General features: G+C 35.7%; 7 protein-coding genes. All 7 read left to right on the top strand.

The annotated features are described in order from the left end of the window. The coding region (locus tag DMB71_RS00930) for a family 43 glycosylhydrolase (RefSeq protein WP_162614745.1) at window positions 1-460 on the top strand (460 nt) is incomplete at its 5' end. A 23-nt stretch (window positions 461-483) separates the two neighbouring features. Next, entirely contained in the window at window positions 484-1,197 is a 714-nt protein-coding gene (locus tag DMB71_RS00935; RefSeq protein WP_111362875.1) for an NUDIX hydrolase, read from the top strand. 728 nt (window positions 1,198-1,925) lie between these two features. After that, window positions 1,926-5,015, top strand: a complete 3,090-nt coding sequence (locus DMB71_RS00940) for a SusC/RagA family TonB-linked outer membrane protein (protein ID WP_111362877.1) — start codon at window positions 1,926-1,928, stop codon at window positions 5,013-5,015. A gap of 11 nt (window positions 5,016-5,026) precedes the next feature. Beyond that, complete coding sequence (locus tag DMB71_RS00945; protein ID WP_111362879.1) at window positions 5,027-6,967, top strand: RagB/SusD family nutrient uptake outer membrane protein; 1,941 nt, start codon at window positions 5,027-5,029, stop codon at window positions 6,965-6,967. A gap of 150 nt (window positions 6,968-7,117) precedes the next feature. Further along, window positions 7,118-8,848 (top strand): glycoside hydrolase family 43 protein, encoded by a 1,731-nt coding sequence (locus DMB71_RS00950; protein WP_111362881.1) that lies wholly within the window; start codon window positions 7,118-7,120, stop codon window positions 8,846-8,848. Between the two features lie 88 nt (window positions 8,849-8,936). Continuing rightward, complete coding sequence (locus tag DMB71_RS00955; RefSeq protein WP_111362883.1) at window positions 8,937-10,172, top strand: SGNH/GDSL hydrolase family protein; 1,236 nt, start codon at window positions 8,937-8,939, stop codon at window positions 10,170-10,172. Window positions 10,173-10,210: 38 nt separating this feature from the next. Next, window positions 10,211-12,928, top strand: coding sequence for an alpha/beta hydrolase-fold protein (locus DMB71_RS00960; RefSeq protein ID WP_111362885.1), 2,718 nt, complete (start codon window positions 10,211-10,213; stop codon window positions 12,926-12,928). The last annotated feature ends 56 nt before the right edge of the window (window positions 12,929-12,984 follow it).

A 12,984-nucleotide genomic window follows, 5' to 3' on the forward strand; every position in this document is an offset into this window, starting at 1 on the left:
AGAGAAAGCTCTGGGACCAATTGTAGCTTTGTTAAGAGACGATATGTTGGAATTTGACGAAGATCCAAAAGAGATTAAAATTTTGGACGAAAATGGAAATGAGATTCTTGCTGGAGATAATGCCAGACGTTTTTTTGAAGCTTCTTGGGTTCATAAATACAACGGAAAATATTATTTCTCTTATTCAACAGGCGATACGCATTTCATCTGCTACGCTATCGGAGACAGTCCTTATGGGCCGTTTACGTATCAGGGAAGGATTCTGAATCCGGTTATCGGGTGGACGTCACACCATTCTATCTGCGAAGTGGAAGGCGAGTGGTATCTGTTTTATCATGATTCAAGTTTATCAAAAGGCGTGACGCATTTGAGAAGCATGAAGGTGGCTAAGATTGATTACTTGGAAGACGGCTCGATTGTCACAATTGATCCTTACGGGATTAGAAGATTAATTGATTAAAAGGCAGTTTAATTTTATTTTCTATGAAAAAAGAAGATTCAGAAGAGGGAATAGGGCTTAATTCATATCATGAAAATAAGATAGAAATTGATTGTGTAATATTCTGTTTTGAAGATAGAAGTTTGAAAGTTTTGCTTGTCAAAAAGGAAAATGATATTTTGAATGGTAACTGGAGATTGCCGAGTTCCAGTTTAGAAGAGGGAGAAACAATATTAGAAACAGCACAAAAGATTTTGAAGAAGTATATCTCAGAAGAAGATTTCTTTTTAGAGCAATTGCGAGCATTTGGTAATTATTCGTCATCATCACTTCAAGAGATTATTTCAATTGGCTATTATGCAATGATTAGAAGAGAGAAAAAAAATGAGGATGATGAAGAATTTAAATCTGATGCAATCTGGATTGATGTGAGCAATATAAAAGGTTTAGAAGATAAATACATGGCAATAATTGATTTTAGCATTAAAGAACTGCGAAAGAATATTTGCTGCAGTGCGGTTGGTTTCAATCTTTTGCCCGAAAAATTTACTTTGCTTCAGGTGATTCATTTGTATGAAAAAATATTAGAAATTGAAATCAACAAAACGAATTTCAGAAGAAAGATTTTGCAGAGAAGATTAGTTCGCGGTCTTGCTGAAAAAGAAGAAGGCGTATCAAACAGAGCTGCTGAATTTTATAGTTTGAATGTGCCGAAAGATGAACTGTTTTGGAATGTAAAATTCAACTTTAATTTTTGAGGAAAATATTATTTTGATTTGATGAGTCAGAGTCGTTTATTTCTAATTTAATATATGTGATAGTCTTAGAACGTTATTTTATGTCTTAACTAATAAAATTTATTATCAGTTTGAATATTTTATAAAGATTTACCATCAGGCTAAAGTTTCATCTATTTTAAAAATTTTGCAAAAGGAGATGATTTTAGAAGATGTAAAAAGCTAATTTTTTTAGAATTTGTTTTAAAAGAACCTTTCATGAAAATGAAGGGTTTTTTTATGGGAAATAAACAATCGATTGTTTTTAAGATGGTTTTTTACAGCTTTAGTGATTAGTTTATCAGATAGTTACTTGGTAATGTACGATTTTACTGGAAATTTTTATTAATAAGTTGTCTTTTAAACTTGATAATTGGAGTTTTTTCAAATAGAAAAGAAGGTTTTTTCATTTTTATGTTTTCTTTAAGAATATTATAAGAACTTAAAATTTTTATTAAATATAGCTACAACGTTGTAGTGTAATTTATGATATTTTTATTATTTTTAGTGAAATTATGAAGTAAATATTTTTTTATCGGGTGTTTTTTTCGTACTTATCAATAAAAAATTACACAACCGATTGTGTTTGAAAGATATTTTTCTATATTTGTAATAGTTACACTTATAAAGTCGGTGTTCCATTTTAACTTTTTAAGTGTTGAAAATTACTAACCAACAAAAACCAAATTTTAATAATTAAATCAATTTTTATGAATAATTTTTTTATTACAAGTAAATCGAAGCATATAAAAAGCTTCGGTTTTTTGATCCTATTGTTTTTGGTCTCAATGCAAATTAAGGCGCAAACAACAATTACAGGAACAGTTTCGGATGCAAACGGTCCAATTCCTGGCGTGAATGTTAATCTAAAAGGAGCAAAAAACGGAGTAAGTACAGGTTTCGACGGTAATTATTCTATAAGTGCGCCTTCAAATGGTATTCTTGTCTTTAGCTTTATAGGCTTTAAAACCCAAGAAATTAGTGTTAATGGAAAGACGAAAATCAATGTGCTTTTGGAGGAAGATTCCAATAACTTAAAAGAAGTAGTTGTAATCGGATATGGTACTCAAATTAAAGAGGCGGTTACAGGATCGGTTGCTTCATTAGGAGGAAAAGAGTTAAATGAAGTGCCAGCTGCCAATATTACCCAAGCTTTACAAGGAAGACTTGCAGGGGTAGAGATGACGCAAACTTCTTCTAAACCAGGTGCTGCAATGCAGATAAGGATTCGTGGAACAAGATCTCTTACGGGGAGCAATGATCCTTTAGTGGTGTTGGACGGAGTTCCGTTTGCAGGTTCTATAGGAGATATCAATCCTGCAGATATTAAATCTGTAGATATCTTGAAAGATGCTTCTGCTACAGCTATTTATGGTTCCCGTGGAGCCAATGGTGTAATTTTAGTGACTACTTTAAAAGGAAAGAAAAATCAGAAAGCTACATTTTCATACAATGGTTTTAGCGGAATTAAACAGGTTTTCTCAAAATATCCGATGATGGATGCTACTAAATTTGCTGCTCTTCGTGATTATACAGGTTTATATGTAGATGGTGTTGACGAGAAAAGAAATGTAAATACAGATTGGCAGAATTCATTGTACGGTTCTGGCGAAATGATCAGCCATGATGTTAGCGTTTCGGGCGGAACTGAAACTGGTGCTTACAATGCAGGTTTAGGATATTACAAAGAAGAGTCGGTTCTTCCAGGTCAGAGCTATGAGCGTTTTAGTCTTAGAGCAGGTTTAGATCAGCAGATTAATAGATCTATTCGTATAGGATTTAACACCAATAGCAATTACAGCATTACAAATGGTGATAATATCGGAACAGGAACTATTCTGCAGACTTCACCCCTTGCGAATCCGTATAATGCAGATGGTTCTTTGAAAAGAACAGTGAGCATGGCAGCAGATGACCAATGGGTTTATACTAGAAAATCTATTGAAAATTTAGGAGATGCTTATGTGAATTTAAATAGAGCTTTTAGTTCTTACAATAACATTTTTGCAGAAATAAAAATTCCAGGTGTTGAAGGTTTGAAATACAGACTTAATACTGGTTTAAATTTGCGCACATCAAATGCTGGATATTATGAAGGTCAGGGAGTTTTTGACGTAAACCCAACGACACTTTCTAATGCGGCAATAACAAACGGCTGGTCTACACAATGGCTATTGGAAAATTTACTGACGTATGATAAAACTTTTGCACAAAAACATACTATAAATTTTGTCGGTCTATATTCAAACGAACAATATACAGGACAAAGTTCGAGAGTGACTCGAAACGGAATTACTTCTGATGCTTTTCAATTTTATAATTTAGGACAAAGTGAGGAAGAAGCTGTAATTAACCCTGCAGATCAAGATTATACACAGTGGGGATTGACATCGTATATGGCTAGGTTAATGTATTCTTATGATAACCGTTACTTTGTATCTGGAACAGTTCGTTCTGATGGTTCATCAAGATTATCTCCTGGAAACAAATGGGTAACTTATCCTGCAGTATCTGCTGGTTGGACACTTTCAAACGAGTCATTCCTTAAAGATGTAAAATACATCAATTTATTGAAATTGAGAGCTGGTTATGGAGAAACTTCAAATCAGGCGGTATCTCCTTATGCAACGTTGGGAGCTTTAAGCACAAGGCCATACAATTTTGGAAGCAATAATTCAACTGGAGTATATGTTACTGAGCTTCCAAATCCTAATTTGGGATGGGAGTTTTCTACTACATGGAACTATGGTTTAGATTTCGGATTTTTCAACAATCGTTTATCAGGTACAGTCGAATATTATAAAACAAACACAAAAAATCTATTGCAGCGTGTGGGACTTCCAGCGACGTCTGGTGTAAGCAGTTATGTGGCTAACGTGGGAGAAACAGAAAACAAAGGTTATGAAATTTCATTAAATGGAGTTATTCTTGATAACCCTAAAGGTGTGACATGGTCTGTGGGAGTTAATTTCTATAAAAACGAAAACAAGCTTGTTGCTTTAGCATCAGGTGCTAGCCGTGACGAAGCAAACAACTGGTTTGTTGGATATAATATTAATTCAATCTATGATTATGAAAAGGTCGGAATCTGGCAGGAAGGCGATCCATATATGTCAATTCTTGAGCCAGGACCAACTGGAATTAATCAGCAGGGAACAGTTGTAGGATCGATCAAAGTGAAATATACCGGAGAATATAATCCAGATGGTTCGCCAGCTCGTGCCATTAATGCAAGTGATCGTCAGATTATAGAAACAGATCCAGACTTTCAGGGAGGTTTCAATACGAATGTAACTTACAAAGGATTTGATTTTAATGCAGTAGGAGCGTTTAAAAGCGGAGGTGTATTAATAAGTACATTATATGGAGGAGCAAGTTATATGAACCTTTTAAACGGACGTAGAAGTAACGTTGATGTAGATTACTGGACTCCAGATAACAGAGACGGAGAATTTCCTAATCCGAGAGGTATTAGAAGCGGTGATAACCCTAAATACATGTCGACTATGGGGTACTTTGATGCTTCTTATGTAAAAATTAGAGCAATGACTCTTGGGTATACTCTTGATCAAGACTTTACAAGAAATTTAGGAATCGATAAATTAAGACTTTATTTCACAGTGCAGAATCCGTTTGTTTTATTTTCTCCATATCACGATAAATCTGGAATGGATCCTGAAACGAATTCATTTGGTGACGAAAATCAGGCCGTTGCCTCTTATCAGAGAAGATTTTCGGTTATCGGTACAAACACTCCTGCAACCAGAAATTATTTATTTGGACTTAATTTAACATTTTAATCAGAACAGATATGAAACGATATATTTTTAAAAATTTAATCATAGGATCAACGGTTTTACTTTCATTAGCAGGCTGTTCCGATATATTAGAGGAAAAACCTCATGATTTTTACGAACCAGGTTATTTTAAAACTGAACAAGGTGTTAAACAGGGATTAACTTCTCACTATGCACATTTACGCTGGATTTACGGACAGGCTTATTTTTATAATGCTTGCCAGACAGGGACAGATGAAGCAACGTACGCGCAGAGTGCAGACGGAAATTTTAAAGATCACGATTTGTCTGGTGTGGGAGTTATAAATCCAACTTCAAGCCGTTCAGATGTTTTGTGGAATAACTCTTATTATGATATCAATACTGCCAGCGGTATTATCGAAAATGGTGCAGCCGTTGGAGTTGCCAGCAGTTTAATTGCAGAATCTAAATTTTTTAGAGGGTTTGATTATTTTCTTTTAGTGCAGACTTTTGGAGGCGTTCCTTTGGATTTAGGAGCTGGAGAATTAAAGTTTAACAGTAAACCTTCAAGATATTCTAAACGTAATACAGTTCCTGAAGTATATACTAAAGCCATTTTCCCGGATTTGGTTACAGCGGTTAATGATCTTCCAGATACGCCTAGATTGACAGGAACGGTAACTAAAACTGTAGCGCGATTATTTCTGGCAAAAGCATATCTTACTTATGCTTGGTGGTTAGAAAACCCAAATAATATACCAACCTATCCAGATACTCCAAGAACAGATCCAGATGGACATAATGCACAGTGGTACTTTCAAAAGGCTTATGATTTGGCTGTAGAAGGAATTAATAATCCAGGTGTTTATGGGCTGCTAGATTCTTATTATGATGTTAATGCTGGAGCAAATGACAGAAACAAAGAAGTAATGCTTTTTGCAGATCATACACAGGAAAGTGAGTATTACAATGGTGCCAGTCTTACGTACGGTAGCGGTGGTTCGCCAGATAACTTTTCAGGTTGGATGGTGACTTGGAACTATACTGCTATAAGAAGTAAAAACGGTTCAGCAGCAGTTTCTTCAGTACAAAGAGAAGCTAATCAATTTTTAGGACGTCCGTGGACAAGAATGGCTCCACCTATTGAAGTTTTTACGAATACTTTTGCAGATAAAACAAATGATTCAAGATATGACGGAACGTTTGCGGCAGTTTTCAGAGGAAATTGGAATCTTCAAGGAACTGGTCTTACTGGCGTAGCAACATTGACCAATGCAAATGGTTTGACAATTAAACCCGGTGATGCAGTTTTAAGTTTTCTTAATGATGAACCATCAACTGCAATTACTTATCCTTCTGGACAAGGTGAAAGTGGAGTTGGCGCAGGAGTGTTGCCAGGAAGAGCAGATTATGTGATTTCTCCAAAAGGCATTAGCAGAATTGTATACCCAGGTTTCTGGAAACTTGGGCCATACAGAACAGACAACGCGGGAGGATTAGGACAGCCAAATGCAGGAAGCACAAGACCATTTCCAGTAGCAAAATTCTCTGAATTATATTTAGTTGCCGCAGAAGCAGCTGTTAAAGGAGCTACAGGATCTTTGAGTGCCAGATCTCTTGTAAATGTATTACGAGCTAGAGCTGGAAAATGGAAATGGGATAATAATGGAAATACAGCTAAAATTCAGGATAATAGCGCCGCTATGACCAATGCGACTCCAGCTGTAATTGATATTAACTACATTCTGGCCGAACGTTCACGTGAGTTTTTTGGCGAAGGATACCGTTGGTATGATTTAGTAAGAACACAGAAATGGAATGAAATTGCAGGGAAATATTCTATAGGAGGATCTAACTACGGACAGCATACTCCAGAAGTAGTAACCAGAACAATTGATGCGCATCATTATCTAAGACCAATTCCGCAAGGACAAATGGATGGAATGGAAATGTCTGCTGACGAAAAAGCAGCTTACCAAAATCCAGGATATTAAATTATATTTTTCTGAAAACTAATTCTAAACAAATAAGATCAATTTTATAAATTATCTTATTACGGTTTATTAATGTAGTTTTAAACAAGCCGGGAGTAACCCTCTCGGCTTTTTAATATTTTTCGAATGTACTTTAACAAACAATATAAAATGAGCAATAAAAAAAAGATTCTTATATCGGTTGCTGTTCTGTTTTGCTCTATCCTTACGCAGGCTCAGGAAACCACTATCAAAAAAAAGAAAAGCAGTAAAGATCCTATTTTTTCAAATGCAACTTACGTGGGAGATGACCAGATTTATAAAAGCAATCCTTTAAAAGAAGATGAATTTTATTCTCCCATTCTACAGGGATGTTATCCTGATCCTGCCATTACAAGAAAAGGCGACGATTATTATATGGTGTGTTCTTCGTTTGCTATGTTTCCTGGAGTGCCCATTTTTCACTCTAAAGATTTAGTAAACTGGACCGATTTGGGAGGGGTATTAAATAAAGTTTCAGAGTTTAATCCTCATGATACAGGAATTAGCGCTGGTGTCTATGCTCCGGGAATTACTTATAATCCGCACAACGATACTTTTTATATGATTGTTACTGCTTTTACAGGCGGTTTAGGAAATATCATAGTAAAAACTAAAGATCCAAAAAAAGGATGGGGAAGCCCGATAAAATTAGCTTTTAATGGAATAGATCCTTCTATCTTTTTTGATGATAACGGAAAAGGGTATGTCGTGCATAATGATGCTCCTGATAAAGGAAAAGAATTGTATAACGGACATCGTGTAATTAAAGTTTGGGAATATGATTTAGAAAAAGATCAGGTAATTCCGGGAACAGATAAAATTATTGTAGATGGTGGAGTTGACCTTTCTAAGAAACCAATTTGGATTGAAGCTCCTCATTTGTATAAAAAAGACAATCATTACTATTTAATGTGTGCTGAAGGAGGTACAGGAGGAAATCATAGCGAGGTTGTTTTTATTAGTGATAATCCAAAAGGACCTTTCAAACCAGCATCAAATAATCCAATTCTCACACAAAGATATTTCCCTCAAAACAGACCCAACAAAGTAGATTGGGCAGGACATGCCGATTTGGTACTTGGGCCGGATAACAAGTATTATGGTGTATTTTTGGGAATTCGTCCAAACGAAAAAGATAGAGTAAATGCAGGACGTGAAACCTTTATGCTTCCAGTAGATTGGTCGGGTACTTTTCCTGTTTTTGAGAATGGTTTAGTGCCAATGGGACCAAAATTAAAAATGCCAAACGGTGTTGTAAACAAAACGGGCAAAGATGGTTTTTTCCCTAATGGCAACTTTACATTTACAGAAAATTTTACATCACAGAAGTTAGATTATAGATGGATTGGATTACGCGGACCAAGAGAACACTTTATTTCTATTGTTAAAAAAGGTTTGCAGATTACGCCATTTGCTGTAAACATCAAGGAGCTAAAACCAACTTCTACCTTATTTTACAGACAGCAGCATAATACTTTTTCTTTTACAACAACTTTAGAATATAAGCCAGAGTCAGAAAAAAATCTGGCAGGAATTGTATGTCTGCAGAACGAAAGCTACAATTACGTTTTTGGTATCACTAAGAAAGGAAAAGACACCTATATACTGTTGGAAAGAACGGAAAAAGGACAATCAGAAATTGTGTCAAGCGCAAAAATAGAAATCAAAGGAGCAATACGTTTGCAAGTTAAAGCAACAGGCGACGATTATCAGTTTAGCTATGCTTTAAACGGTGCTGATTTTGAAAATCTTGGAAATCCAGTTTCAGGAGATATTCTTTCAACAAATGTTGCAGGCGGATTTACAGGAGCGTTGGTGGGTTTATATGCCACTTCATCAAATAATTCACATCCGAAATAAAATTTACAACTCCCATTTATTTCAATTTGAAAATGATTTATGGGAGTTGTTTTTTTAGCATAACAGCAGTCATCAAATTTTAGTAGAAATGATAAAAAGATATTTAAAATATATATTGCTTTTACAGCTTTTCACTTTAATACTAGGATGTAAAACCAATCAGCCTTTAGCAAATTCTTCTGAAAAGGCGAAAGCTGAAAATTGGGTTGGATCGTGGGCTTGTGCACCAATGCTTGTAGAACCAAACAATATGCCTCCAGCCCCAGGTTTGGCCGAAAATACACTTCGTCAAATTATAAAAGTTTCGATTGGAGGAGAGCATATTCGACTGCGTTTTTCAAATGTATTTAGTGATGAGCCTACCGTTTTAAAAAAGGTGAGCATTGCCAATGTTCTTGATGCTCCAGCAATTGATAAAAACACGCAAAAAAATCTCACTTTTAATGGAAATCAAGAAGTAACATTACATCCAGGTCAGGAAGTATTTTCAGATAAACTGAATTTTCAGCTAAAACAAGGTCAATTACTTGCCATAAGCATTTATTATGGAGCTGCGTCGCAAAAAACAACAGGGCATCCTGGATCGAGAACAACATCTTATATTTTACAAGGAGATAATGTCAGTAATGACGTTTTCTCAGGAGCTGTAAAAACAGATCATTGGTATTCTATCATTGGATTAGATCTCCTCGCACCAAAAAATACATCTAATATTGTTTGTCTAGGAAACTCTATTACAGACGGTCGCGGATCAGGAACAAACAAACAAAATCGTTGGACAGATATTCTAGCCGCTAGATTGGCTGCCAATAAAGCAACTCAAAATATTGGGGTTTTAAATTTAGGTATAGGCGGAAATTGCGTTGTAAAAGGCGGATTGGGTCCAACAGCATTAGACCGTTTTGATCGTGATGTGCTTTCGCAAGCAGGTGCAAAATGGCTCGTAATATTGGAAGGAATAAATGATATTGGCGGAATTAAACGTCCAGAAGATGCTCCATTAAAAGCACAGGAAATTATAGACGCTTACAAAATCATGATAGAAAAAGCACACGCCAAAGGCCTAAAAGTGTATGGCTGTACGATTCTGCCTTTTCAAAAATCATTTTATGATGCCCCTTTCAAGCAAGAAGCAAGAGATATTGTAAATGCCTGGATTCGAAACAACCATTTTGATGCAGTAATAGATTTTGATAAAGAAATGGCTTCAGAAACTGATTCGAAAACCATTTTATCAAATATGCACGACGGCGATTTTTTGCATCCTAATGAATTGGGATATCAGAGAATGGGCGATGCAATAGATTTAAATTTATTTAAATGAAATTCCATTTAGTATTAAAATAATTTTAATAAGAAATCATGAAATCAATAATTAGATTTTTCGCAATAACAGTTCTTTTTTTAATAGGACAGAATGGATATTCTCAGGATCCAAATTTTCATGTTTATTTAAGTTTTGGACAGTCCAATATGGAAGGGGCGGCTCCGATAGAAGCTGAAGACAAAATAAATGTAGATTCTCGCTTTCAGGTTTTAGAAGCAGTAAACTGCCCTGATCTAAATCGCGAAATGGGAAAATGGTATACGGCAATTCCTCCATTATGCCGATGTAAAACAGGATTGACATTAACAGACAATTTTGGAAGAACGATGGTGGCCAATCTTCCTAAAAATATAAAAGTAGGAGTGGTAAATGTAGCTGTTGGAGGATGCAAAATAGAACTTTTTGATAAAGATAACTTTGAGAATTACATGAAAACAGCGCCAGATTGGATGTTGGGCATGATCAAAGAATATAATGGAAGTCCGTATGCAAGACTTGTTGAATTGGCAAAAATTGCACAAAAAACAGGAGTGATAAAAGGTATTTTACTGCATCAGGGCGAATCTAATACAGGAGATACACTATGGCCGAAAAAGGTTAAAATAGTATATGATAATCTGATGAAAGATCTAAACCTTGATCCTAAAAAAGTGCCATTGCTTTCAGGTGAAACCGTTCATGAAGAACAAAAAGGAAAATGTGCGAGCATGAATAAAATCATTGCAACATTGCCTCAGACCATTCCAACCTCTTATGTGATTTCATCAAAAGGCTGTGCTGTGTCGTCAGATTTCTTGCATTTTAGCGCCGCGGGATACAGGGATTTAGGCAAACGTTATGCAGAAAAAATGCTTTCATTATTAGGCTATAAATCTGATAACACAAATGAGCCTTTTGTAGTTCAGGCACCCGTTGGTTTTGACCAGTTAAATCCAGCAGTTCCAGCAGGAAAAGTAGAAACGGTAAGCTATGATTCAAAGACAGTTGGCACAACTAGAAAGGCAACAGTTTATACACCGCCTGGATTTAGTAAAAACAAAAAATATCCAGTTTTATACCTTTTACACGGAATTGGCGGAGATGAAAAAGAATGGCTTAACGGTGGAAGTCCGCAGATTATATTGGACAATCTTTACGCAGAGGGAAAATTACAGCCTATGATTGTGGTAATGCCAAACGGAAGAGCCATGAAAGATGACAGCGCTACAGGAAATATAATGGCGCCAGACAAAGTGCAGGCATTTGCAGATTTTGAAAAAGATTTATTGAAGGATTTGATTCCTTTTATCGAAAAAAAATATAATGTTTACAAAGACAGAGAACATCGTGCCATTGCAGGATTATCTATGGGTGGCGGACAGTCTTTGAATTTTGGATTAACAAACTTAGATAAATTTGCTTGGATTGGCGGATTTTCATCAGCTCCAAATACTAAGAAAACAGAGGAGTTAGTGCCTAATCCTGAAGAAACCAAAAAGAAGCTGAAACTGCTTTGGATTTCTTGCGGAGATAACGATTGGCTTCTTGAAAACAGCAAACGCACCCACGATTATTTATTCAAAAATAATGTACCGCACATTTATTATCTAGAACCAGGAGTTCATGATTTCAAAGTATGGAAAAACAGCTTGTATATGTTCTCACAGTTATTGTTCAAACCTGTTGATGAATCAAGTTTTGCTAAATATACGGTTCTAGGAACCACAGCTCAAACCAACATACGAAATGCTAAATATCCTCAGATACTGCCAGATAACAGAGTAATTTTTAAAGTCAATGCGCCAGAAGCCTCAAAAGTGCAGATCGATTTGGGACGAAAATACGATATGCAGAAAGATGGACAAGGAGTGTGGAATGTTACTACTGATGTAATAAACGGAGGATTTAATTATTACTCGCTTTTGATTGATGGTGTAGCAGTTGCAGATCCGTCAAGCGAGACTTTCTATGGCATGAGCCGTATGGCAAGCGGAATAGAAATTCCGAAAAGAGATGGTGATTTCTATGAATTAAAAGCAGTTCCGCATGGTGAGGTAAAAATAATGAAATACTTTTCAAAAGGAACTAATTCATGGCGTGAAATGTATGTGTATACGCCGCCAGGATACGAAACCTCTTCAGAAAAATTTCCTGTGCTATATCTTTTACACGGAGGTGGTGAAGACCAAAGAGGATGGAGCACACAAGGAAAAGCAAATTTGATTTTAGACAATTTAATTGCCGAAAACAAAGCAAAGAAAATGCTTATTGTAATGCTTGACGGCAACATGGGAAATACAGGCGGAATAGCAGGTTTTGGAGAAGAAACCTTAAAAGCATTTGAAAACGAACTGAAAAACGGAGCAATACCTTTTGTTGAAAGTAATTTTAAAGTTGCAACAGACAGTAAAAATAGAGCTTTAGCAGGTTTATCAATGGGAGGATTGCAGACGCTTTACGCTGGAATAAAAAACTCAAATATGTTTTCAAGTCTAGGCGTTTTCAGCTCAGGCTGGTGGGCAAACAATCCAAAATTATCAAATCCTCAATATGAGTTTATGAAAAACAATGCACAGTATATCAATGCCAACTTGAAGGATTTTTGGATTTCGATGGGAGGAAAAGAAGATATAGCCTACGAGAACTGTAAAATTATGACGCAAAAATTTGATCAATTAGGAATTAAATATAGTTACAGTGAGTATTCTGGCGGACATACTTGGCCAGTATGGAGACATGATTTGTTCTTGTACTCACAATTATTGTTCAAATAATAAAAAGCAGAAATAAAAGATTTTGATTTAAAATAAGCTCAATCTGGAATGAATGA

This window comes from Flavobacterium tistrianum (assembly GCF_003254545.1).
Classification (GTDB): Bacteria; Bacteroidota; Bacteroidia; order Flavobacteriales; family Flavobacteriaceae; genus Flavobacterium; species Flavobacterium tistrianum.

Coding starts and splice junctions, on each gene's coding strand:
- DMB71_RS00945 (WP_111362879.1), top strand. CDS start 5,027: ATGAAACGATATATTTTTAAAAATTTAATCATAGGATCAACGGTTTTA.
- DMB71_RS00960 (WP_111362885.1), top strand. CDS start 10,211: ATGAAATCAATAATTAGATTTTTCGCAATAACAGTTCTTTTTTTAATA.
- DMB71_RS00950 (WP_111362881.1), top strand. CDS start 7,118: ATGAGCAATAAAAAAAAGATTCTTATATCGGTTGCTGTTCTGTTTTGC.
- DMB71_RS00940 (WP_111362877.1), top strand. CDS start 1,926: ATGAATAATTTTTTTATTACAAGTAAATCGAAGCATATAAAAAGCTTC.
- DMB71_RS00955 (WP_111362883.1), top strand. CDS start 8,937: ATGATAAAAAGATATTTAAAATATATATTGCTTTTACAGCTTTTCACT.
- DMB71_RS00935 (WP_111362875.1), top strand. CDS start 484: ATGAAAAAAGAAGATTCAGAAGAGGGAATAGGGCTTAATTCATATCAT.